This is a genomic window from Pseudomonas putida (assembly GCF_028682635.1).
Classification (GTDB): Bacteria; Pseudomonadota; Gammaproteobacteria; order Pseudomonadales; family Pseudomonadaceae; genus Aquipseudomonas; species Aquipseudomonas putida_AE.
Genome location: NZ_JANHLK010000003.1, coordinates 221,338 through 245,652, shown reverse-complemented (window position 1 = coordinate 245,652; position 24,315 = coordinate 221,338). Strand labels below are relative to the sequence as shown.

Annotated in this window: 18 protein-coding genes and 1 pseudogene; 14 read left to right on the top strand and 5 right to left on the bottom strand. The window is 60.1% G+C overall.

Features of this window, described 5'->3' with window-relative positions:
- Position 1: 1 nt before the first annotated feature.
- From glmS to NPS56_RS05370, 6 genes are all read left to right on the top strand, one after another.
- Positions 2-1,834 (top strand): glutamine--fructose-6-phosphate transaminase (isomerizing), encoded by a 1,833-nt coding sequence (glmS, locus tag NPS56_RS05395; protein ID WP_274073774.1) that lies wholly within the window; start codon positions 2-4, stop codon positions 1,832-1,834.
- Between the two features lie 78 nt (positions 1,835-1,912).
- Complete coding sequence (locus NPS56_RS05390; protein ID WP_274073773.1) at positions 1,913-2,815, top strand: LysR family transcriptional regulator; 903 nt, start codon at positions 1,913-1,915, stop codon at positions 2,813-2,815.
- A gap of 128 nt (positions 2,816-2,943) precedes the next feature.
- Positions 2,944-3,570, top strand: a complete 627-nt coding sequence (locus tag NPS56_RS05385; protein ID WP_274073772.1) for a glutathione S-transferase family protein — start codon at positions 2,944-2,946, stop codon at positions 3,568-3,570.
- 62 nt (positions 3,571-3,632) lie between these two features.
- Positions 3,633-5,663 carry a pyridoxamine 5'-phosphate oxidase family protein gene (locus NPS56_RS05380; protein WP_274073771.1) on the top strand — a complete coding sequence of 677 codons (2,031 nt, stop codon included), beginning with the start codon at positions 3,633-3,635 and terminating at the stop codon, positions 5,661-5,663.
- A 110-nt stretch (positions 5,664-5,773) separates the two neighbouring features.
- Entirely contained in the window at positions 5,774-6,970 is a 1,197-nt protein-coding gene (locus NPS56_RS05375; protein WP_274073770.1) for a DUF3142 domain-containing protein, read from the top strand.
- Entirely contained in the window at positions 6,957-9,083 is a 2,127-nt protein-coding gene (locus tag NPS56_RS05370) for a hypothetical protein (RefSeq protein WP_274073769.1), read from the top strand. Before NPS56_RS05375 ends, NPS56_RS05370 begins: the two co-directional genes overlap by 14 nt.
- A gap of 3 nt (positions 9,084-9,086) precedes the next feature.
- Here the strand turns inward: NPS56_RS05370 and NPS56_RS05365 are convergent, their stop codons facing one another.
- Positions 9,087-9,716 carry a LysE family translocator gene (locus NPS56_RS05365; RefSeq protein ID WP_274073768.1) on the bottom strand — a complete coding sequence of 210 codons (630 nt, stop codon included), beginning with the start codon at positions 9,714-9,716 and terminating at the stop codon, positions 9,087-9,089.
- Positions 9,717-9,862: 146 nt separating this feature from the next.
- Between NPS56_RS05365 and NPS56_RS05360 the strand changes: the two genes are divergently transcribed.
- Positions 9,863-10,336 carry an Lrp/AsnC family transcriptional regulator gene (locus tag NPS56_RS05360; RefSeq protein ID WP_274073767.1) on the top strand — a complete coding sequence of 158 codons (474 nt, stop codon included), beginning with the start codon at positions 9,863-9,865 and terminating at the stop codon, positions 10,334-10,336.
- Positions 10,337-10,471: 135 nt separating this feature from the next.
- Here the strand turns inward: NPS56_RS05360 and lpdA are convergent, their stop codons facing one another.
- Positions 10,472-11,872 (bottom strand): dihydrolipoyl dehydrogenase, encoded by a 1,401-nt coding sequence (gene lpdA / locus NPS56_RS05355; RefSeq protein ID WP_274073766.1) that lies wholly within the window; start codon positions 11,870-11,872, stop codon positions 10,472-10,474.
- 213 nt (positions 11,873-12,085) lie between these two features.
- Here lpdA and hflK point away from each other — a divergent pair, with 213 nt between their 5' ends.
- From hflK to cfaB, 5 genes and pseudogenes are all read left to right on the top strand, one after another.
- Positions 12,086-14,050 carry a protease modulator HflK gene (gene hflK / locus NPS56_RS05350; protein ID WP_274073765.1) on the top strand — a complete coding sequence of 655 codons (1,965 nt, stop codon included), beginning with the start codon at positions 12,086-12,088 and terminating at the stop codon, positions 14,048-14,050.
- On the top strand, positions 14,047-15,084 hold the full coding sequence (gene hflC / locus NPS56_RS05345; protein WP_274073764.1) for a protease modulator HflC: 1,038 nt from the start codon (positions 14,047-14,049) through the stop codon (positions 15,082-15,084). The genes hflK and hflC overlap by 4 nt, the downstream gene beginning before the upstream one ends.
- Positions 15,081-15,615 (top strand): annotated as a pseudogene (locus NPS56_RS31285) (hypothetical protein). Before hflC ends, NPS56_RS31285 begins: the two are co-directional and overlap by 4 nt.
- On the top strand, positions 15,612-17,522 hold the full coding sequence (locus NPS56_RS05330; RefSeq protein WP_274073762.1) for a heavy metal translocating P-type ATPase: 1,911 nt from the start codon (positions 15,612-15,614) through the stop codon (positions 17,520-17,522). The pseudogene NPS56_RS31285 and the gene NPS56_RS05330 overlap by 4 nt, the downstream one beginning before the upstream one ends.
- A 170-nt stretch (positions 17,523-17,692) precedes the next feature.
- Positions 17,693-18,877, top strand: a complete 1,185-nt coding sequence (gene cfaB, locus NPS56_RS05325; protein WP_274073761.1) for a C17 cyclopropane fatty acid synthase CfaB — start codon at positions 17,693-17,695, stop codon at positions 18,875-18,877.
- Here the strand turns inward: cfaB and cls are convergent.
- Complete coding sequence (gene cls / locus NPS56_RS05320) at positions 18,874-20,313, bottom strand: cardiolipin synthase (RefSeq protein ID WP_274073760.1); 1,440 nt, start codon at positions 20,311-20,313, stop codon at positions 18,874-18,876. The genes cfaB and cls overlap by 4 nt on opposite strands.
- A gap of 132 nt (positions 20,314-20,445) precedes the next feature.
- On the opposite strand from cls, the gene NPS56_RS05315 reads away from it, so the two are divergent.
- Positions 20,446-20,967, top strand: a complete 522-nt coding sequence (locus NPS56_RS05315; protein ID WP_274073759.1) for a DUF3617 domain-containing protein — start codon at positions 20,446-20,448, stop codon at positions 20,965-20,967.
- A gap of 57 nt (positions 20,968-21,024) precedes the next feature.
- Here the strand turns inward: NPS56_RS05315 and NPS56_RS05310 are convergent, their stop codons facing one another.
- On the bottom strand, positions 21,025-21,924 hold the full coding sequence (locus tag NPS56_RS05310; protein ID WP_274073758.1) for a His/Gly/Thr/Pro-type tRNA ligase C-terminal domain-containing protein: 900 nt from the start codon (positions 21,922-21,924) through the stop codon (positions 21,025-21,027).
- 193 nt (positions 21,925-22,117) lie between these two features.
- Positions 22,118-23,014, bottom strand: coding sequence for a GTP cyclohydrolase FolE2 (gene folE2 / locus NPS56_RS05305; protein ID WP_274073872.1), 897 nt, complete (start codon positions 23,012-23,014; stop codon positions 22,118-22,120).
- A gap of 95 nt (positions 23,015-23,109) precedes the next feature.
- Here folE2 and zigA point away from each other — a divergent pair, with 95 nt between their 5' ends.
- Positions 23,110-24,315, top strand: a complete 1,206-nt coding sequence (zigA, locus tag NPS56_RS05300) for a zinc metallochaperone GTPase ZigA (RefSeq protein WP_274073757.1) — start codon at positions 23,110-23,112, stop codon at positions 24,313-24,315.

Below are 24,315 nucleotides of genomic sequence, written 5' to 3'. Positions count from 1 at the left end.
CATGTGTGGAATTGTTGGCGCAGTCGCAGAACGTAACATCACCGCCATCCTGGTCGAAGGCCTCAAGCGTCTGGAATACCGTGGGTATGACAGCGCGGGCGTGGCGGTGTACACCAACGATCAGAAGCTCGAGCGCGTGCGTCGCCCGGGCAAGGTCAGCGAACTTGAGCAGGCATTGGCCGAAGAAGCACTGGTTGGTCGACTGGGCATTGCCCACACGCGCTGGGCCACTCACGGTGCACCCTGCGAGCGCAACGCGCACCCGCACTTCTCCGGCGACCTGGCCGTGGTGCACAACGGCATCATCGAAAACCATGAAGCCCTGCGTGAACAACTGAAAGCCTTGGGTTACGTGTTCACCTCGGACACTGACACCGAAGTCATCGCTCACCTGCTGAACCATAAACTCAAGGATATCGCCGACCTGACCGAGGCCCTCAAGGCAACGGTGAAGGAGCTGCACGGTGCTTACGGCCTGGCGGTGATCAGCGCGCAGCAACCGGATCGCCTGGTAGCGGCCCGCAGTGGCAGCCCTCTGGTGATCGGCCTGGGCCTGGGTGAGAATTTCCTGGCGTCCGACCAATTGGCGCTGCGTCAGGTGACTGACCGTTTCATGTACCTGGAAGAGGGCGACATCGCCGAAATTCGCCGCGACAGCGTGCAGATCTGGGATGTCAGCGGCAAGGCTGTCGAGCGTGAGAGCGTGCAGTATCGCGACGGCGCCGAAGCGGCGGAAAAAGGCGAATTCCGCCATTTCATGCTCAAGGAAATCCACGAGCAACCGTCCGTGGTGCAGCGCACCCTGGAAGGTCGCTTGAGCCCGAACGGCGTGCTGGTCCAGGCTTTCGGCCCACAGGCCGCTGAGCTGTTCGCCAAAGTGCGCAATGTGCAGATCGTCGCCTGCGGCACCAGCTACCACGCCGGCATGGTTGCCCGTTACTGGCTGGAAGAACTGGCCGGCATCCCGTGCCAGGTCGAAGTCGCCAGCGAGTTCCGCTATCGCAAAGTCGTAGTGCAACCTGACACGCTGTTCGTGACCATCTCCCAGTCCGGCGAAACCGCCGACACCTTGGCGGCGCTGCGCAATGCCAAGGAACTGGGTTTTCTCGCCAGCCTGGCCATCTGCAACGTCGGCATCAGCTCGCTGGTGCGTGAATCAGACCTGACCCTGCTGACCCAGGCCGGTCGCGAAATCGGCGTGGCGTCTACCAAAGCCTTCACCACGCAATTGGTCGGTCTGTTGTTGCTGACCCTGTCCCTGGGCCAGGTTCACGGCTCGTTGGCCAAAGGCGTTGAAGCAACGCTGGTCGAAGAGCTGCGTCGCTTGCCAACCCGTCTGGGTGAAGCCCTTGCGATGGACAGCACTGTGGAAAAAATCGCGGAGCTGTTCGCCGAGAAGAATCACACCCTGTTCCTGGGCCGTGGCGCACAATTCCCGGTCGCGATGGAAGGGGCGCTCAAGCTCAAGGAAATCTCCTACATCCACGCCGAAGCCTACCCTGCAGGCGAGTTGAAACACGGCCCGTTGGCGCTTGTGGATAACGACATGCCAGTGGTGACAGTGGCGCCGAACAACGAACTGCTGGAGAAACTGAAGTCCAACCTCCAGGAAGTTCGTGCGCGTGGTGGCGAACTTATCGTCTTCGCTGACGAGAAGGCCGGCATGACCAATGGTGAAGGCACGCACGTGGTGCAGATGCCGCACATCCACGACATCCTGTCGCCGATCCTCTACACCATCCCGCTGCAGTTGCTGTCGTACTACGTGGCCGTGCTGAAAGGCACCGACGTCGACCAGCCGCGCAACCTGGCGAAATCGGTGACTGTGGAATAAGTTATCCACAGCTGATCGAACCTTAAAAATCGCAGCCATCTGGTTGCGATTTTTTTTATCTGAATCGAGGACTCGCCCATGGACCGCTTCCAGGAAATGCAGGTCTTCGCCGCCGTCGCCCAGGACCAGGGCTTTTCGGCGGCGGCCCGGCGTTTGGGCATGTCCGCCGCCAGTGTCACCCGGGCAGTGGCGGCGCTGGAGAAGCGAATCGGCACGCAGCTGTTCACGCGCACTACGCGCACTGTGTACTTGACCGAGGCGGGTCAGCGTTATCTGGAGGACTGTCGGAGAATTCTCGCGGAGGTGCAGGAAGCTGAGGACTCGGCGGCGGGCAGTCACGCCCAGCCCCGTGGGCAACTGACGATCACGGCGCCGGTTTTGTTTGGTGAGTTGTTTGTCACACCGCTGATGGTGAGTTTTCTCACGCAATTTCCTGACGTTACGATCAATGCACTGCTGGTAGACCGGATAGTGAGTGTGGTGGAGGAGGGCGTCGATGTGGCCATCCGCATTGGTGAGTTGCCTGACAGCAACCAGCACGCGATTCGAGTGGGCGAAGTGCGGCGGGTGATTTGTGCATCACCGCAATTTCTGGCCGTGCATGGTCGGCCAACACACCCGCAAGAGCTGGCTCAGGCGCCGATTATTGCGACTTCCGCCATTGGCCAGTTAAAACACTGGCCGTTTCTCGAGCGGGGTGAGCCATTGAGTGTCCGAGCAGAACCGCGCCTGACAGTGACGGCGAATCAGGCGGCCATTAATGCCGCCGCGCTCGGGCTGGGCTTCACCAGGGTGCTGTCCTATCAGTCGGCGAGTAAAGTGGCGGCCGGGGAGCTTGAGATCGTTCTGGCGGAGTTCGAAATGCCGCCATTGCCCATTCATGTGCTCTACCAGGGTGGGCGCAAGGCCGCGGCGCGAGTTCGCAGTTTTGTCGACTTTACGGTGAAGACACTTCGAGAGCATCCGGCACTGCAGGAGTGATGTTTGTTTCAGTGGGTGAAATAATGGATTGCGTTCGCTGGTTATTCTGTTGTTTTGGTGGCTAGTGGAAGATGACCGCCATCGGTGCTGATCTCTCCTGACAGCGCCACTGACCTGCGGAGTCGACCATGCAAGCAATCAAGCTCTACAACTTCCCACGTTCCGGCCACGCTCATCGTGTGGAACTGATGCTGTCGCTGCTGCAACTGCCGACTGAGCTGATCTTCGTCGACCTGGCCAAGGGCGAGCACAAAAAACCGGAGTACCTGGCGCTCAACGCCTTTGGACAGGTTCCGGTGCTGGACGATCAGGGTGTGGTGCTGGCGGACTCCAATGCCATCCTGGTCTACCTGGCGCAAAAATACGGTAACGGTCGCTGGCTGCCAGCCGATCCGGTCGGTGCCGCCAAAGTGCAGCGCTGGTTGTCGGTCGCTGCCGGGCCCATTGCTTTTGGCCCCGCCCGGGCTCGACTGATCACGGTGTTTGGGGCGCCGTACAACCCCGATGAAGTGATTCCATACGCCCACAGCGTGCTCAAGGTGATCGATCACGAACTGGCCAACACGCCTTTCCTGACCGGCAGCGAGCCGACCATCGCCGACGTTGCGGCCTACAGCTACATCGCCCATGCACCGGAGGGCAATGTGTCGCTGGACGACTACGCCAACATCCGCGCCTGGCTGGCACGGGTCGAAGCCTTGCCCGGTTTTGTCGGCATGCCACGCACTGTCGCCGGCCTGCAAAAAACTGCCTGATATTTTTCGCCCGACCTTGTCGGGCCTTCACGCTGTGCCGATGGCGCAGGGGAGACGCCGCAATGGACCATTCACCTTGGCATGCTGGCGAAAAAGAGTTGCAGGCGCATATTGGCGTCAGCGAGCGAATGGACGTTCTCGGTCGCAGGGTGATTCGCGACCATATGCCGGATCAACATCGCAGCTTCTATCAGCAGCTTCCGTTCATGGTGTACGGCGCGGTCGATGCCCACGGTCATCCCTGGGCCAGCGTGCTTGAAGGTGAACCGGGCTTCGCCCATTCACCTGAACCGGGATTGTTGCAGTTCAGCAGCTTGCCGGCTGGTGATGATCCTGCGCAGTTGAGCGCGGGTGCGGCGATCGGTCTGCTGGGCATTGAGCTGCATACCCGCCGGCGCAATCGCATCAATGGGCATATCGGCGCGATGACCGCGAGCGGATTTGCCGTGACAGTGGATCAGTCCTATGGCAACTGCCCGCAATACATCCAACTGAGGCAGTATCAAACGGTCCCCCTGGAGGATCCTGCAACACGTCCGGCCCAGCTCTTCAATGAACTGGATGATGCGGCCAAGGCCATGATCGCCGAGGCGGACACCTTCTTTGTCGCCAGTTATGTGGATGTCGATGGCGTGCGTTCGGTGGACGTTTCCCACCGTGGCGGCCAGTCGGGTTTCGTCCAGGTGGAAGGCAATCGCCTGACCATCCCCGACTTCGCCGGTAACCTTTTTTTCAATACTTTGGGCAACCTGCTGGTCAATCCCAAGGCCGGTTTGTTGTTCATTGATTTTAATTCCGGTGAGCTGTTGCACCTCAGCGGGCGCACCGAAATCATTCTTGAAGGCCCACAGGTTGAAGCGTTTCAGGGTGCCGAACGTTTGTGGATGTTCCACGTGGAACAGGTTGTTCGTCGTCCCGCCGCCCTTGCTTTACGCTGGCGCTTTGAAGGTGTTTCACCCACCAGCCTGCTGACGGGAACTTGGGCCCAAGCCGCGGCACGCCTGCAAGCCAAGGCTCTGGGTGATCAATGGCGACCGCTGCGGGTGGTGCGGATCGAGGCGGAAAGCCAGCACATCCGCTCGATCTACATGGAGCCAGCCGACGGCGCCGGATTGCCGTTGTTCCACGCCGGGCAGCATTTACCGTTGCGCTTCAACATCGATGGCGAAACGCATATCCGCACCTACAGCCTGTCGAGTGCACCTTCGGATGACTTTTTCCGTATCAGTGTGAAGCGTGACGGTCGGGTGTCTTCGCACCTGCATGAACAGGTTAGCGTCGGTGACGTTTTGGAGGCCCGGGCGCCCCAGGGGCATTTCACCGTTGAACCCCATGAACGTCGGCCGTTGGTGTTGTTGGCTGCGGGCGTGGGAATTACGCCGCTGCTGTCGATGTTGCGTGAGGTGGTCTACCAAGGCTTGCGCACCCGCCGTATCCGCCCGACCTGGTTCTTCCAGAGTTCGCGCACGCTGGCCGATCAACCGTTTCGTCCAGAGGTGAACCGCTTGCTCGAGGATGCCGGCGACGCGGTCAGGGTAGTGCGCCTGCTCAGTCAACCGGAGCCGGAGGCTCGGGAGGGCGAAGATTTCGATTTGACGGGACGTATCGATGTTCCACGGCTCTCGGAATTGCTTGAGGTCGAGGACTACGATCAGCTGGATTTTGTCCTCTGCGGCCCCGGCAGTTTTACCCAGGCGATGTATGACGCCCTGCGCGAACTGGATATTCGCGACGCCAGAATTCATGCCGAAACCTTCGGTCCCTCAACGTTACGCCGTCGGCCCGACCCTGACGCCGTAGTCATCGAACAACCGCCAGCGGCCACGACCTCGGTGCCGGTGGTGTTCCAGCGCTCGGCCAAGGAGGCTCGCTGGCAACCGGACGGTGGCAGTCTGCTGGAGCTGGCGGAAAGCCGCGGATTGCATCCGGAATTCAGTTGCCGTGGCGGCTCTTGCGGGACCTGCAAGACCCGGTTGATCAGTGGCCAGGTCAACTATCCACAGCCCCCAGCGGAGGTCCCGGATGAAGGTGAGGTGCTGATCTGTTGCGCAGTGCCGGCTCAGGGCACGCAGCCTTTGGTCCTGGACCTCTGAGGGATCATCACGGAAACCATTGCCTGCAGATCGATGGCTGAGTAGGGTAGGGGCAGAACGAAAAAGGGCCGAGAAGGCCCTTTGTGCATTTCAGGGACAGGCGTTTTCTCATGGTTTTCCTCACTCGCGTGATCGTCTCACTGATGACGCTGGCGCTGCTCGGTGGTTGCGAACAGCAGGACGCACCGCCACTTGATCAACAACTCTATGTCTGGCAACGACAATGGACCCCCGCGCACGAAGCGGCGTTGCAGGACAGTCGCGCCGATTTTTCCACCTTGCGAGTGCTGGCATTACAGGCATTCCCTCAGGCAGGCTGGAGTCGGGCGCGGATCGATCCGGCACTGCTCAAGCGTGATGGCCGGTCGTTGATTGCAGTAATTCGCCTTGATGGCCAGCTCCAGTCGCTGAACCAGAACGAGGTCACGCAACAGATCCAGCAACTGATCAGCGATTGGCAGGAGCAGGGGTTGGCCCTCGCCGGCGTGGAAATCGACCACGATGCGGGTAATGCCCGGCTAGCTGACTATCGTGAATTTCTTGTGCACCTGCATTCTGTTCTACCGCCGTCCATGGCCTTGAGCATCACTGCATTGCCAGCGTGGCTCGACAGTCCAGAGTTGCCGGCCTTGTTATCCACCGTCGATAGCAGTGTGTTGCAGGTACATGCCGTGACCGATCCCCGCCGCGGCTTGTTTGATCCCGACCGCGCTCGACAATGGGCAATGGCCTGGAGCCGCATCACCTCGAAACCTTTTTTTCTGGCCCTGCCGGCTTACGGGGTAGCGTTGTTGCCGAGTGTGGATGGTGCGCCCGTCGTGGAAAGCGAAGTAACAATTGAAAGCAACGGCCAGCGTCAGGAGTTGTTGGCTGATCCACTGCAATTGAGCAAACTTGCTGCCCTGTTGCGCGCGGATCCGCCGGCGCATCTGGCCGGTCTGATCTGGTTCCGCCTGCCTTTGGCCAACGACCGTCGAGCCTGGAGCCTGACAACCTTGCGCGCGGTGTCCCGTGGCGAGGTCCTTAGCAGTCATCTGGCGCTCAACCTCACGCAGCACGAACGCCTCTTTGATATCGCTATCAGCAGTGAGGGCAACCTCGACAGCGCCTGGCCCGGGCGCGTGACCCTGGCGGTAGAGGGTTGCGAGGGGGCCGATGCGCTAGCCGGGTATACGTTGCAACAAGACCCGAATCTGCTTACCTTCACCCGCCTGCGCGAAGGTCGGATTGCGGCTGGCGGACAGCGCGCCATTGGTTGGGCACGCTGCGAAAAAATTGATCAAGGAGCTTCGAATGTTCACCCGTAACTGGCCCCGTCATCTGCTCAGTCTGAGCCTCAGCCTGCCATTGGCGGCCATGGCGTGCGGGCCGGATTTCCCCATGCGGCTGCTGGACAATCGAGGTCAATCCCTGGCGGAGTTGCCGGAAGGCAATTTCCGTTTCGAGGTGAGTCGCCTCGGTCATGCGATTGCCGGTCTCAAGCCTGTCACGGTAGCCACCCTTGTCCCGGGCCAATCATATGGTGAAGTCTCCGAACATGCCGAGCAGCGGGATCAGGCCGAGCAGACGGGTTTGACGAATGAACAGCAGGCGCTGGTGAAACAATTGCGTGGTCTGGCCGATACCCGTCAGGTTGAAGCACAGGGCGCGAGCCTGCCCGCCGAGCTCAAGTTCTATCTGGCGGGCGCGGTGGCCTTCAATGCCGGCGATCAAACGCTGGCCGCCGAATACTTCCGTCAGGTGCTGGCGCTGCCCGCAGATCAACGGGCCTTGCGCAGTACCTGGGCTGCCTACTCACTGGGTCGCGCGTTGTTTGCCATGAGTTCGCAGGCTGATGCTGCTCCGGACCTGCTGGATCAATCCCGAAAAGCCTTTGAGCAAACGCGTCAGCTGAGCATCGATGGCTTCAGCGACCCGCTGGAACTGGGCGTCGCCAGCCTCGGCGAAGAGGCCCGAGTGGCTCGCACGGTCGGTGACTGGAATCGCGCCATCGAACTCTATGCCACGCAAAACCTTCTGGGTTCGGCAGTGGGTTACACCTCGTTGAAGCTGTTGATGGCCGATCTGGCGGCGATGCCGGAGGATCAACTGGTCGGATTGCTCAAGGGCAAACCGGTGCAACAGCTGGTGACGGCGTCGTTGATCAGCCGACTCGGATGGTCATTCGGTGATCAACCGCCGAACGAGCTGAAACTGATCAAACTGCTGCAAAACAGCACGCGCGGTAGCCTCGATAACGCCGATCGCCTGGCGGCAATGAACTATCAACAAGGTGATTACGCCAGCGCCCAGGCCTTCCTTGAACATGCCGGGGAGGGCGGGCTGGCTTGGTGGCTGCGGGCAAAACTGGCGGTGCGCGCAGGCGATAAAGCCGCTGCAGCCGCTGCCTATGCCAAGGCCGCCCAGGCCTTCCCGCAGAATGAAACCTGGGGCGATCGCAGAACGCCGGACTACGATTACGAAACACTCCAGCCCAAGTGCCGCGTCGAGGGCGAAAGCGCGATTCTTGCGCTGCAACGCGGGGATTATCTGCAAGCGTTCGATCAGTTGTATCGCAGCCAGGACATCTATTGGCTGGACGCGGCCACCGTTGCCGAGCGAGTGCTGACGGTGGATGAGCTCAAGCAATACGTCGACACCCAGGTACCGGCGCCGCCAGCGCTGAGCCAGCAGGACCGCGATAACTATGTGCCATTGCCGGTGGCGGCGAAGCTGCGCAATTTGCTTGGGCGGCGATTGTTGCGCGAAGAGCGATACGACGAAGCAGCGCCTTACTTCGACAGCGTCGAGTTACAACAAAAGGCCACGTGGTACGGGCAGCTACGCAACGATGCCGAATCCAAATGGTGGCCGAGTAAAAGGGCGTTCGCCTACTTCCACGCAGCAACAGTGGCTCGCTACGATGGCATGGCGCTGCTGGGCTACGAGATGGCGCCTGATTATGCGACCTTCGACGGCAACTACAGTCTTGCCGTTAGTGAGCTGAAGGTTGGCCCTGTGGTGACCGAGGATGAAGTCCGTCGCCAGCAAGCGAGCGCTGCACAGCCCGATCAACGCTACCACTATCGATTTGTTGCCACCGCATTGGCCAGTCGCGCCGCCGACCACCTGCCTCATACCAGCCAGGCTTTTGCAGCCGTGCTGTGTGCTGCATCGTCGTGGAACTCCAGCCCTGAAGAGCAGAGGGCTTTGTATCAACGCTATGTGAAGGAAGGTCCCTATGTGAGCTGGGCGGCTGGCTTTGGACATCATTGCCCTTATCCCGACTTCCCGAACGCTGACAAGCGCTATGTCACCCAAGCGACAGATTCCGTGCGTGCGGTGCTGCGTCCCTACAAAAAACCTTTGCAATACGGTGGCGTAATTGGGGTAACGGCAGTGGCGCTGCTGCTGATCATCCGCCGTCGCAAGGCGCAATAAGGTTCAAGCCTGTTGAACAAAGGTCAGCCGCACGGCGAAACCGATCAGCAGGCTACCGAACAGCCATTGTTGCAGGCGCTGGGCGCCGGGGCTGCGTTGCAGCCAACGACCCAGCGCGGCACCGGTCAATGCGTAGGCACTGTCGAACAGCAAACCGACACCGACCAACACCAGACCCAGTACCGCAAATTGTGCGAGCACCGGCCCCTTGAGTGGATCGATGAACTGCGGCAGCAACACCGAGCAGAACAGCAGCGCCTTGGGGTTGAGCAGATTGGTCAGCAGGCCGCGACGGATCGCTTCGCCCCAGCGTGGTTTTTCATCCGTCGCACCTGGACCGTTCAGGCTAGGCAGCATCGTCGTGCGCAGACATTGGATACCGATCCATAGCAGGTAGGCCGCACCGAGCAGGCGCACCAGGTCAAAGGTCCAGGGAGCCGCCTTGAACAATGCCGCCAACCCCAACGCCGCGAGCACCACATGACAACCGCGGGCGATACCCAGGCCGACCGCCGTGGCCAACGCGGCACGTTTGCCCTGACGGGCACCTGTTTGCAGCAGCAGGATCATGTCCGGGCCCGGTAACAGATAGACCACTGCCAGCGCCATGAAAAACAGCCACAGTCCCGCCATGTTGCACCCCTGTTCGTTGTCGATTCAGTAGCGCCAGTCTAGGGGCGGAGGGCAGGGCATGTGCTTGCGTAGTTTGCTTCTAACGCGGCCAGTTTTGGCATAACCTGCCAATAAATCACAGCTCAACCAGCGGGATCTGCCAAACGATGAAACTGGACGCCTACGACCGCAAGATTCTCGCCGCGCTGCAACGGGACGGTCGCCTGAGCAATGTGCAACTGGCTGAAGAAATCGGTCTGTCTGCCTCACCCTGTTTGCGACGGGTGCGGATGCTGGAAGAGGCCGGCGTGATTCGTGGCTATCAGGCCAGTCTGGATCGGGATGAAGTCGGGCTCGGGCTGACCGTGTTCGTCGGGGTGAAAGTCGAGCGCCATAACGACGAGCAGGCCGAAGCCTTTCGCCTTGCGGTGACCGCGTTGCCGGAAGTTGTTTCGGCGTTTCTGGTGTCGGGGGAATCGGATTTTCTTCTGCAGGTGGTGGTACCGGATCTACGCGCCTACGACCGATTTCTCACCGGGTGTTTGTTGACGCTGCCGGGTGTGAGCGATATTCGCAGCAACTTTGCGATCCATACGGTTAAAACACCGGGGGCGCTGCCGTTAGGACATTTACCGCTTTAGATCGGAGCGACCTCTTCGCGAGCAAGCCCGCTCCCACGTTGGATCTGTGGCGATCACAAATCCCCTGTAGGAGTGAACTTGCTCCGGGCGGCGTTCCGACGATGGTGATAGATCGATCGCCGCCAATCTCCAGGCTTACATCTGCGTCGCCATCCCCTCTACATTCATCGCCGCCTGACGCAAGGCTTCGGACCGGGTTGGGTGTGGATGACAGGTCAGGGCAATGTCTTCGGCGGACGCGCTGAACTCCATGGCCACACAATATTCGCCAATCATTTCACTGACGCTCGGCCCCACAAGGTGCACACCGAGCACTTCGTCGGTACGCTCATCGGCCAACACTTTGGCGAAGCCTTCGGTTTCGTGATTGATCTTCGCCCGGCTATTGGCGGTAAAGGGAAACTTGCCGACCTTGAAGGCACGGCCTTCGGCCTTCAGTTGCTCTTCGGTCTTGCCGACGCTGGCCAGCTCGGGTTTGGTGTAGATCACGTTGGGAATCAAGTCGTAATTGACCTCGCCGGCCTTGCCGACGATCTGCTCGATGCAGGCCATGGCTTCGTCTTCGGCCTTGTGCGCGAGCATCGGGCCGGACGTCACGTCGCCAATTACCCAGACACCCGCGGCTTCGGTGCGATGCCCCTTGTTGGCGAGCATGCCGCGTTTGTCCGTGGCGAGACCGACGTTCTCCAGCCCCAGGCCTTGTGTATAAGGCCGGCGTCCGATCGCCACCAGTACGTAATCGGCTTCCAGCGATTCGGCGGTACCGCCCGCGGCGGGCTCGATGCTGAGCTGAACACCGGTGACAGAGGTTGTGGCGCTGGTCACTTTTGAACTCAACTTGAAACTTATGCCTTGCTTGCTCAATGAACGTTGCAGGGTCTTGCCTGCTTCGCCGTCCACCCCCGGGCAGATCCGATCAAGGTATTCGACCACGGTCACTTGCGCCCCCAGGCGCCGCCAGACCGAACCCAGCTCCAGGCCGATCACCCCGGCGCCGATCACCACCAGGTGTTTCGGTACTTGCGTCAGTGACAGTGCGCCGGTGGAATCGAGGATGCGTTGGTTATCGATGTCCACGCCGGGCAGGGGAGTGGGTTCGGAGCCGGTGGCGATGATGATGTCTTTGCAGCTCAGTTCGGTCTTGCCCCCGGCGCTGTCCGTCACGGTGACTTTGCCCGGCCCGTCGATGTGCCCCCAGCCCTTGATCCAGTCGACCTTGTTTTTGCGAAAGAGAAACTCGATGCCCTTGGTCAGCCCGGTCACGCTTTCATCTTTCTGTTTCATCATCTGGGCGAGATTGAGCGTGGGTTTGACCTCGATACCCAGGTTGGCGAATTCCGCACCCATGGCCGCATCGTAGAGTTCAGACGCGTGCAGCAAAGCCTTGGAGGGCATGCAACCGACGTTCAGGCAGGTGCCGCCGAGCGTGGCGCGTCCTTCTACGCAGGCCGCCTTCAATCCCAGTTGGCCCGCACGGATCGCTGCGTTGTAGCCACCGGGGCCACCACCGAGTATCACGACGTCATAAGTGCTCATGGATGTACTCCTGGATTAAAAGCGGTTTGGGGAGGGATAAAAGTAGTCTTTGAATAATATTACGAGCGTAATATGAGCCTTCCGATGCATTTCGGTCAAGGCTTCAGCCTAGCGACAGGTAATGCATCTTTAGATAGGGCGACTTGAGTACGAAAATTTCACCAGTACTGTTATATCGTAACTAGATGGGGCAAAGATAAACACTGGGGTGGTATGCAAGTCGATCTCGAAGAGGGTGATGATGGAGCGCAGGTAGCCAGGCTGCCGCGCTTTCAGCAGGCGGTTTTTCAAGGGCAACGATTGCGCCGATTCGCCATCGGCCTGGGTGCGATCGCGGCTCTGGGCCTGGTGCTGGGGTTTTTTATCGGGTTGTTTGCGCCGTTATCCCTTTGGCCTGCTCTGTTGTTCAATCAGTGCGCCGCGTTGCTGGTGTTAGTCGCTGGCTTGCAATCCGCCTGGTGGGTAACGCAATGGCGTGCGCGCGCGATGAATCCCTTGGCACCGGTGGCCGACGCTGACGAGGCTGAAGTTCCTGAGGGCTGGTACGAACGGCTGCTGGAGGATTTCAGTCAGCGTTGGCTGATGCTACTCAGGAAAATCGGTGCCCCGACGCTGTGGCTGGGTGGTTGGGCGTTGCTGGCATTGCTGTGCGTCGAACAGGCATGGAACCTTGATTTGCCGCCCGCGGCGCTGGGAGTGTCGGCCACTATCGGTGCGACCGTGGCGTTAACGCTGGCCTTTGGTTTGCTGGTTCTGGAGCGTCAGCTGGCTCAGGAAAACGGCGCTCAATGGCCCGAGGCAGGCACCTTGGCGCAACTGACTCGCATGGTCATCATCAGCCTGGTACTGGGCGCGGCATGCCTGTTCTTCGTCAAGGAAACGTCGGTTTGGCCGGTGCGCCTGGTGGTACTGACCGGCCTGCTGCCGGGGTTCGTTGCCTTCGAGTTACTGCTGCGTGCCGTGCTGTCACTGTTCAGCCCTCACCGCGAACAATTGGAACCTCCTTTGCTGGCGCGTAGTTTTGGCACCGACTTGTTGCGCTGGCCGCCGCAGCCGTTGCTGGCGCTGCAACGCGAATTGCACAATCGCTTCGGCATCGACCTTCGGCAGGTCTGGGCTTTCACTTACATGCGCCGGGCATTTATGCCTGTGCTGGGCGTCGTGGCCTTCGTCGGTTGGTCACTGACCGGTGTCCACGAAATACCGCTGCAAGGGCGGGGTATCTACGAGCGCTTCGGCAAACCGGTAACCGTGTTGGGGCCAGGTTTGCACGCAGGTATACCGTGGCCGTTGGGCCGGGTGTTGGCTGTCGAAAACGGAGTGGTTCACGAGTTGGCCACCAGTGTCGGCGAAACGTCGGTACCGGTGCAGGCAGACCCCGCCGACGGCCCGGCACCAATGACCGCCAACCGGTTGTGGGACGCCAGCCATGTGAATGACAAATCCCAGGTGATTGCCAGCAGCCGTGCCGACAAGCAGAGCTTCCAGATCGTCAACATGGACGTGCGTTTTGTTTATCGCATCGGTTTGAGCGATCAGGCGGCATTGGCGGCGACCTACAACAGCGCCGATGTGCCGACCCTGATTCGCAGTACCGCCAGCCGCATTCTGGTCCACGACTTTGCCTCACGAACCCTCGACGGTTTGCTCGGTGAGGATCGGGTAGGGCTGGCCGAAGAGATTGGCCGTGCCGTTCAGGCCGACCTGGAAAAACTCGACAGCGGTGTGGAAATTCTCGCCACGGTAGTCGAAGCCATTCATCCCCCTGCGGGGGCCGCCAATGCCTATCACGGTGTGCAAGCAGCGCAGATCGGCGCGCAGGCCTTGATCGCCCGTGAACGTGGAGCTGCCGCTGAGGCCACCCACCAGGCGCAGTTGCAAGCGAGCATTGCCCGAGACCAGGCCATGGCGACTGCCCATGAAATCAACGCGACGGCCAAAGCCACCGACCTGAAATTTACCGCCGAACAAAAGGCCTATGCGAATGCCGGCCAGGCCTTCGTGCTGGAGCAATACCTCAGTCAACTTTCCCAGGGCCTGACCAATGCCAGGCTGTTGGTCCTCGATCATCGCCTGGGCGGCAACAACAATGCGCCGACCATCGATCTCCGTACGTTCACGTTGCCGGCAGACCCTGCGCTGTCGCGTAAAACTGCTCAGCCAGGAGCCGCCCATTGAGCCAGCTACCTACTCATGATCACGACCACAGTGGCCACGATCACGGCCATGGCGGACATCACCACGGTCATCACCATCACCACCACGGCGATCCACAGGAAGCCGGCCCATTCCCTTGGCGACGCATGGGCTGGGCAGTTTTATTGGTGGCGTTTGCCGTGGCGGCCGCGAGCCTGGTGCAGGTACGATCGGGGGAAGCCACGGTCATAACGCGTTTCGGCAACCCCTCGCGAGTGTTGTTGGAACCGGGCCTTGGCTGGCGCTGGCCGGCGCCGTTCGAAGCAGCGATCCCTGTGGATCTTCGGTTGCGCACGACATCCAGTGGTTTACAGGATGTGGGTACGCGCGATGGTTTGCGCATCATCGTTCAGGCTTATGTGGCCTGGCAGGTGCAGGGTGATCCGGACAATGTGCAGCGCTTCATGCGTGCGGTGCAAAACCAGCCGGACGAAGCGGCACGGCAGATTCGCACCTTCGTTGGCTCGGCCCTGGAAACGACGGCCAGCAGTTTCGATCTGGCTAACCTTGTGAACACCGACGCCAATCAGGTGCACATCGCCGATTTCGAAGCGCAGTTGCGTAAGCAGATTGATCAGCAGTTGCTGGCCACCTATGGCGTGCGAGTGCTGCAAGTGGGCATCGAGCGCTTGACCTTGCCGTCGGTCACGCTCACGGCGACGGTCGATCGCATGCGTGCCGAGCGTGAAACCATCGCCACTGAACGCACCGCCATCGGCAAGCGCGAAGCGGCGCAAATTCGCTCTGCCGCTGAACGTGATGCGCGAATCATCCAGGCCGATGCCACGGTCAAGGCGGCTGACATCGAGGCGCAATCCCGGGTCGAAGCTGCGCAGATTTATGGTCGCGCCTACGCCAGCTCACCAGAGCTTTACAACCTGCTGCGCTCGCTCGACACCCTCGGCACCGTGGTCAAGCCGGGGACGAAATTGATCCTGCGTACCGATGCCGCGCCTTTCCGCGCGTTGGTTGAAGGTCCTCCTACGCTCGAAAACAGACCCGGACCGAAGCCATGAATTTGGTTCCACGTGGAACAATTGAGGTGAGCAGCCCGTGGATTCAGGCCGGACGCTTGGCGTTTCTCGCCCTGTATGCGGTAACGGTGTTGGCCGCTTTGGTGTGGGCGTTTTCCAATGTGCGGCAGATTGATCCACAGAATCGCGCGGTGGTTTTGCACTTCGGCGCGCTGGATCGCATCCAGAATGCCGGTTTGCTTTTGGCTTGGCCGCAACCGTTTGAACAGGTGGTTTTGTGCCGTGGCCAACGCGCGCACTGAAGCCGAGAAGCTGATCCAGGCCGCCAACGAACAAGCCGATCGCACACTGCAAGTCGCCCACGCCCAGGCGAGTGAACGGCTGGCGAAAGCGTCTGCCGATACCGCCACGGTGACGAGTCTGGCCAGCACGCAACAAACGGGTGTGGACCCGCAAATGTTGCTGCGAATCTACCGCGAGCGGATGCCGAAAATTCTCGGTCAGGCCGGCTCAGTCACCACGGTTGATCCGAAAGACGATTCCCGCCTGATCATCCAGGGAGCTGCACAATGACCGCTCAATCCGCCGCTGCACCGAGCCTGTTGTCCTCTGCAGAACAACGTAGCGCCGCGCGCCAACTGACCCTGGCCATGCTCGCACTCGGCTTGCTCACGCTGGGCCTCGTATGGCGCTGGCTGTCGCCGGAACAGACCGGGGTCAGTCAATTGCTGCTGGGTTTTGCTTCCGTGCTGGTGGCCGTGCCCGTGATGCGTTCGGCCTGGTACAGCTTGCGGTATCCGAGTCTGCACGGCATCACCGATCAATTGATCGCCTTGGCCATGCTCGGCGCGTGGGCGACAGGCGATTTGCTGACTGCAGCATTGCTGCCGATCATCATGATCTTCGGCCATGTGCTGGAAGAGCGCAGCGTGATCGGTTCCCAGGAAGCCATTCATGCCCTCGGCAAACTGACACGCAGCCACGCGCGCAAGGTTCAGGCTGACGGCTCCGTCGTCGAGGTCGACAACGCTACGCTGAGGGCGGGCGATCGGGTGGAAGTCCGAGCGGGTGATCGGGTACCGGCGGATGGCCGGGTGTTGTCCGGCCAGGCGAGCCTGGACACCGCATCCATTACCGGCGAGTCAGTGCCGATGGAGGCGGGCATCGGCATGGCCGTATTTGGTGGGGCGATCAATCTCGACGGCCTGCTGCGCATTGAAGTGACTCGAACCGGCGACGAATCGACCCTCGGCAAAGTGATCGCGCTGATGCAGAACGCCGAGCGATCAAAGCCGCCGATCACCCGGTTGCTGGAGCGTTACGCTGGCAGCTATCTGGTGCTGGTGTTGCTGTTGGCCGCTGTTACCTGGTTCATCACCAACGATGCCCAGGCCATGCTCGCAGTGTTGGTGGCTGCCTGTCCTTGTGCGTTGGTGTTGTCGGCACCCGCAACGGCCATTGCCGGGGTAGCGGTGGCAGCGCGACACGGCATTCTGATTCGCAGCTCGGCGTTTCTCGAGGAGCTGGCAGATCTGACATCGCTGGTGGTCGACAAGACCGGAACACTGACCTTTGGCACCTTGCGCCTGCAATCCATCGACAGCCCGTTGGCGGATCGCAACCACGTCCTGAAACTCGCCGCCAGCCTCGGTTCCGCCAGCAGTCACCCGGTCAGCCGGGCGCTGTCCGGGCTGGTGACACCAGAGCATTTTCTGCCGCTGGCGGATATTCACGAGCGTCAGGGGCTGGGGGTGGTGGCCATGACGGTGCAGGGCGAGGCCGCGCTTGGGCGGCCGGAGTTGTTCGCCCAGTTGGGTATAACGACCTCAGACGTCCCTGGGCACGACGGCCCCATTGCCGGGCTGGCGCTCAACGGTGAGTTTCTCGCCTGGCTGTTGTTGGCCGACAGCGTCAAACCCGAAGCGAAGTTTGCCTTGGGCGAGCTCAGGGACCTTGGCTTGGGTCGCCAGCTGTTACTCACCGGCGACCGGCACAGCGTTGCTCACGCGCTCGCCCGGGATGTCGGCATCAGTGAAGTCGAGGCGCAGGCCATGCCCGAGGACAAACTGAATCGCGTGCTGAAAGAAATCAGTAACGGTTTTCGTCCCATGGTGGTGGGCGATGGCATCAACGATTCCCTGGCGCTCAAGGCTGGCGTTGTTGGTGTGGCGATGGGCGCGGGCGGGGCAGACATCGCGCTGGCTTCCGCAGATATCGTGTTGATAGGCAGCGACCTGCGTCGCCTCGGCACCTGCGTGCGCTTGAGTCGTCAGTGTCGTCAGACCTTGCAAGTCAACGTGATCATCGGTCTGGGCTGGACCTTGGCAATCGTGGCTTTCGCGGCGTTTGGCTGGCTCGGGGCAGCCGGTGCGATGATCGCGGCGTTGCTGCATAACCTCAGTACGTTGTTGGTGTTGGGTAATGCCGGGCGTTTACTGCGCTTTCAGGAGCCTTTGCTCAAGCTCAAGGACGGGTTCTGAGAAATTCAGAACTGTACGCCGGATTTGCAGTCACTTTAGGTGAGAGCGGTCATTTCTGTGAATTCAGGCCAGTCTTGGACTCATAGGGGACCGCTATCCAATCGATAGCCAGCTATTTTTCAAGGATGGACTAATCTCACAGCAGACGTCTGAAACAAGGGGGATTTTCCATGCTCGCGCAACTTCCACCGGCCTTACAGAATCTGCAGTTACCGTTACGCCTGCGACTCTGGGACGGCCACGAATTCAATCTGGGGCCGACGCCCAGTGTCACAATTGTGGTCAAGGACCCACAAATGGTGTCCCAGTTCACCCACCCTAGCCTGGACGCGCTCGGGGCGGCGTTCGTCGAGGGCAAACTCGAGCTGGAAGGTTCCATCAGTGACGTGATCCGCGTCTGTGATGAGTGGAGTCATGCATTGCTCGGTGATCTCGACAGCCAGCCTGTGCGCACCGCCCACGACAAGGAGACGGATGCCAAGGCGATTTCCTACCACTACGACCTGTCCAACGCGTTTTATCAGCTGTGGCTCGACAGCGACATGGCCTATTCCTGCGCCTATTTCGAGACCGGCAGCGAAACCCTTGAGCAAGCCCAGCAAGCAAAATTCCGCCACCTGTGTCGCAAGTTGCGGCTGCAACCTGGCGAGTATTTGCTGGATGTCGGTTGCGGGTGGGGCGGGTTGGCGCGGTATGCGGCTCGTGAATTCGGTGCGAAAGTTTTCGGGATTACCCTCAGTAAAGCGCAACTGGACCTGGCACGTGAGCGTGTTAAAGAGGAAGGCCTGGAGGACCTGGTCGAGCTGCAGTTACTCGACTACCGCGACCTGCCTCAGGACGGGCGCTTCGACAAGGTGGTCAGCGTCGGCATGTTCGAACACGTCGGTCATGCGAACTTGGCCGAGTACTGCAAAACCCTGTTCGGCGCGGTGAAAGAGGGCGGCCTGGTGATGAACCACGGGATCACCGCCAAGCACACCGATGGGCGTCCCGTTGGGCGCGGTGCGGGTGAGTTCATCGAGAAATACGTGTTCCCCAACGGCGAGCTGCCGCACCTGTCGATGATCTCTGCCGAGATCAGTGAAGCAGGGCTGGAAATCGTCGACGTCGAGAGTTTGCGCCTGCATTACGCGCGGACCCTGGATCACTGGAGCGAACACCTGGAAGACAACCTTGAGGCCGCTTCGAAACTGGTGCCTGATCAAGCCTTGCGTATCTGGCGCCTGTACCTGGCCGGCTGTGCCTACGCCTTCGCCCGTGGCTGGATCAACCTGCACCAGATTCTCGCGGTGAAGGCCCACGCCGATGGCAGCCATGAGCTGCCGTGGACGCGAGACGATATCTACAATCCCTAGAGGATGGGTGAAATAAGCCGGGCGACCCGCATGCCGACCTGCTGCAAGCGGCGGGTCTCCCGGCCTTCATCCTTGGCGATTTCGTGTGCCAGGTCGAAGTCGTCATTGAGCATCTGCTCCACCTGTGCGGCAAACGCCCTGTCGACCGTCAGCAGCATCACTTCGAAATTCAAGCGAAACGAACGGTTGTCCATGTTGGCGCTGCCAATGGCGCTGATTTCACTGTCGATCAGCACCACTTTCTGATGCAGGAACCCGGGTTCGTAGCGGAACACCCGCACACCCGCGCGCACGGCTTCGAAGGCATAGAGGCTGGAAGCGGCGTAGACGATGCGGTGGTCGGGCCGCGACGGCAGCAGGAGCCGCACATCGACGCCGCGCAAGACCGCCAGGCGCAACGCCGCGAGGACCGCTTCGTCGGGGATGAAATAAGGGCTGGTGATCCACACGCGTTCGGTCGCTGCATGGATCGCTTCGACGAAGAACAGCGAGCAGGTTTCGTAGGCGTCCGCCGGGCCGCTGGCGAGCATTTGGCAAAGCACTCCGTCGTCCGGATACACCTCCGGGAGAATCAGCTGTGGTAATTCCCGGGCCGCCCAGAACCAGTCTTCGGCGAAGGACTCCTGCATGCAGGCCACCACCGGCCCCCGTACCTGCACATGGGTATCGCGCCACGGTGCCAGGGGTGGTTTCTCGCCCATGTATTCGTCGCCTACGTTGTGGCCACCGACAAAGCCAAGAATGCCGTCGACGACCACGATCTTGCGGTGGTTGCGAAAGTTGACCTGGAAGCGATTGAGCCAGCCGCTGCGGGTGGCGAAGGCTTTGACCGCAACGCCGCCATCGCGCAGCGACTGGACATAACCATGGGGCAGGGAGTGGCTGCCGATACGGTCGTAGAGCAGGTAAATCGACACGCCTTCGCTGGCTTTTTGCAGCAGCAGGTCGCGCAGGCGTCGGCCCAGGCGGTCATCGTGGATGATGAAGAACTGGACCAACACAGCTTCTCTGGCCTGGCTGATGGCGTGGAAAATCGCCTCGAAGGTCGCCTGGCCATTGATCAGCAAGTGCACTTCATTGTTTGCCAGGCAGGGCATGCGTCCCAGCTTCGGCATCGCCCTTAGCGATGCGTAGGCGCTGGAAGCGCGGGCGGTGAGGGCTTCCTCCACCCATGGCCGCCAGTTGAGTTCAGAGACAGCCTTGCGCATCTCCTCGTTGGCTTGGCGCCGTGCCTTGATATAAGCGTCGAAGGAGCTGCGGCCGAATACCAGATAGGGGATGAGTGTCAGGTAGGGCATGAACAACAATGACAAAGCCCAGGCAATCGAGCCTTGGGCGGTGCGGACGGTCAATACGGCGTGGATTGCCGCAATCAAGCCCAATGAGTGCAACAGGGCGATGACGTAGCCAAAAACATGCGGTCCAAAATAATCCATGGGGGCAGCCTTGCTCCTGAAGATTCAATGCTTAACAGACCATGTTCCGTGCAGAATGTCGCTATTTAATTGGCCCATGAACCGAAGCCCGCCGGCGACGTCTAACGGCCACTACTGATCAGGAGTTACTCGATGAACGTTCGTCTGCTGGGTTTGGCCATGGCATTTGGTTTGGTACTTCCTGTGGCGGCTCTGGCGCAGATGCTGCAGCCAGGTTTGTGGGAATTGACCTCGAGCAACATGAAAGTCGATGACCAGAACCTGCCGGATTTGCAACTGATCCTTGGCCAGATTCAAAGCCAGATGACCCCTGAACAGCGCGCGCAGCTGGAGAAACAGGGCATCACCATGGGCGGCAAAGGGATTCGGGCGTGCCTGACGCCAGAGCAGGTCAAGAGCGACAACATTCCCCTGACCGACCCGCAATCGGGCTGCACCCAGCAAATCACCGAGCGCACCGGTAACCAGTGGAAGTTCCGTTTCAGCTGCCCGAAAGCCCAGGGCACGGGTGTTGCCACGTTCCTCAGCGATCGCGAGTTCACCACCAAGGTCAATGGTACGTTCAACGCCACCGGCATCCAGCAGAAGGGTAGCCTCGATACCCGCGCGGTCTGGTTGGGTCAGGACTGCGGGACTGTGAAGCCACGGGCCTAAACGTTATCGGGCAAGCCTGGCCTTGTAGGAGCGAGGCTTGCCCGCGAAGACGTTCGTTCAGGCACCAGCAATTCCCGGCTGACCCAGCCACTCACACACTGCCTCAACCTTCATCCTGCCAAAATCCTCCCCGTTGCGATTGCGCACGCTGACATACCCGCCAGCCCTTTCCTTTTCACCGACCACCACCAGGTACGGCACCGTCTGACTGTGATGGCGAATCTTGTGGCGCACCTTTTCGTTACGCAGATCCGCCAGGGCACGCACGCCACTGCGGCGCAAACGTTCGGTCACTGCGTGGGCATAGCTTGTCTGACGGTCATCCATGCTGACCACCACCACATGGGCCGGCAGGCGCCAATGCTGCAACTCCTGGTGACTGGACCAACAGGTGCCATAGATGCGTTGCTGCAAGGTGCCGTTGATGTGATCGAGGGCAAAGGCCTGCAGGACCCTGGTGGTCGGGACATGCGGGCCGCTGGTCAAATAGTCGGAGTCGCCGAGGCGGTACAGCGACAGATTGGGGGAAGACGGGGAGTGGCTCTGACTGCGGCGGATCGAATGGTTGGTCGCTGCCAATGATTGCATGCGCGCTTCGATCAGCGGCAGATCAGTGCTCATCATTGGGCGCTCGACACTGAACTCGCAAAAGAACCCGTCACCCAGCGCCGAGCCGGTGCGCAATTGAGCATGGGCGTGCAGTTGCTTGACCGCCATTGCCAGCATCAGCGAACAGGAGCGCCGGAGGATCTCCAGTCCATCGGGTTCCTGCGGCGTCACGATGCTGACCCGGGCACTGGCCCGGATCATGAATTCACAGTCCACCAACAGTCCGTCCACCCGGCCCGCTACCGCAGCGTTGGCCAGCCCGGGGCCAATACTTGCGGCAACCTCATGCACGGACAGCGGTTGATCGTATTCACGCATTGAACCATCGGGCAAGGTGATCTGGATCATGATTGTTGTTCTCGAATGCTTCGATCACATGCGTAGCGGATAAACCTTAGATCCATCCCCGGTCGCTGTCATCTAGACGTTTGTCGTGTCCATTCGAAACTCGTGCTGCAGGGCCCTTGTAGTCGCGTACCAGACCGATATGGGTATACACCACGTTCACGGTAAATACCTTAAAGAAACGCCCCTGAACGCATCAGGCGGCCTCCCAGTTCCAGCGGCTTTCGGCGACGGCATCGTGGGCATGCAGACTTTCAGCGTGGATGACCCGTATCTGGAAGCCGCGGATGCCGGGTGAGCGTTTCAGGGCCAGGTTCAAGCGCCGAGCGGCATCTTCGCAGAACATCAGGTTCTGTCCGTTTGCCAAGGCGAATGCCTGTTCATCAGCGCGTTTGACGGCGGTTTGCACGGCGGTGCCGAGGGCTGCTTCGGCGTCGTTGATGACTGCGATCAGTGGCAGCTCATCCAGATACTCGTTCAGACGCAGACTCAATTGCGCCGTGCTGCGTTGGCTGTGGGGTGTCGCGACGATGCCTTCGGCGGAGCCGAGCCAAGCCAGTACCTCGGTGCGATGCAAAGCCCGACCAGCAAAGTCATCGACGAATTGCTGTTGAATCAGTTGTCGGGATAGCGCGGCTGAACAAGGGCATGTTGAGGAATAAGGCAGGGCTATTTTTAGTTCCACGTGGAACATCGCGTTTTTCAAACGTGCTTCTATGCTCACGGGATAGCTTTTCCAGCCAGCCAATGGACTGATGAGTGCCGGTCTTTTCAACAGCAGATCGGTGTGAATGTTCAGGTAAGCGCTGTTGGACAGACCTTCGTGACTGTTCAGGAAGCTGCGCAAAACTCGCCGCAGCAGATCCGGCGAGAGCGTTTCGTGCTCAAGCATTTCCAGCGCCAGGTACAGCCGCGACATGTGAATACCCCGAGCCTCGCCATTATCGAGGCTCACTCCAGCATCAGCCGTTGCAGACAATAGTTTGCCATCGAGTAAAACAGGAAGTGCAATGCCACACATGCCCACCCACTCCAGTGGCAGGGCTTGGCGTGAGGCCTGCGCGGCAATGTCCGGCAGAGTCAGCGCGTTCATGGGGTCGATCCATCGTTGAAGTGTTAATGTAATGTTATATGATAACATTCGAGCAGCGATAGATTTTTTATGAATGGCCCTGTGAGGAACACCTGATGCCCAATCGCCTTCCCGTGACAGTCCTGTCGGGCTTTTTAGGTGCTGGAAAAAGTACACTTCTTAATTACATATTACGTAATAGAGATGACCTGAGAGTCGCCGTTATCGTCAACGACATGAGTGAAATCAACATAGACGGTAGCGAGGTCCAGCGCGATGTCAGTCTCAATCGTGCAGAAGAGAAGCTCGTGGAAATGAGCAACGGCTGCATCTGTTGCACGTTGCGCGAAGACTTGCTGGAGGAGGTTGGCGCACTCGCCCGAGACGGTCGTTTCGATTACCTGTTGATCGAATCCACCGGCATTTCAGAACCGCTGCCCGTGGCGGAGACCTTCACTTTCCGTGACGAAAACGGCCAGAGCCTCTCCGACATCGCCCGGCTCGACACCATGGTCACCGTGGTCGATGGCATGAATTTCCTGCTCGACTTCCAGGCCGCCGAAAGCCTGGCTTCCCGTGGCGAGACACTGGGCGAGGGGGATGAGCGCGCGATCACCGATCTGTTGATCGAGCAGGTCGAGTTCGCCGACGTCATCCTGATCAGCAAGATCGACTTGATCAGCCGCCGTGAACGCGAGGAGTTGATGGCGATCCTCGAACGGCTCAACGCGCAGGCACAGATCATCCCCATGGTCATGGGCGAAGTGCCCCTGGAGAAGATCCTCGATACCGGTTGCTTCAACTTCGAGAGGGCGGCGCAAGCGCCGGGCTGGTTGCAGGAGTTGCGCGGCGAACATGTGCCTGAAACCGACGAATACGGCATCGCGTCCTTTGCCTATCGCTCGCGTCGTCCCTTCCATCCGCAGCGGTTCTTCAATTTCATCAACGGTCCATGGCTCAATGGCCGGCTACTGCGCTCCAAGGGCTTCTTCTGGCTGGCAAGCAAACACAAGGAGGCCGGCAGCTGGTCCCAGGCGGGTGGGATGATGCGTTATGGTTTTGCCGGGCGTTGGTGGCGTTTCGTGCCGAAGGAGCAGTGGCCACAGGACCCGGAAAGCAGCGCCGCCATCCTGAAGAACTGGGAAGCTGCCAGCGGCGATTGCCGGCAGGAACTGGTGTTCATCGGCCAGAACATCGATTTCGTACTACTCAACGCAGAGCTCGACGACTGCCTGCTGAACGATGAGGAAATGCTGCTGGACGCAGAGGGTTGGGGCTTGTTGCCTGATCCGTTCGGCCCTTGGCATGAAGACGCCGCCTGA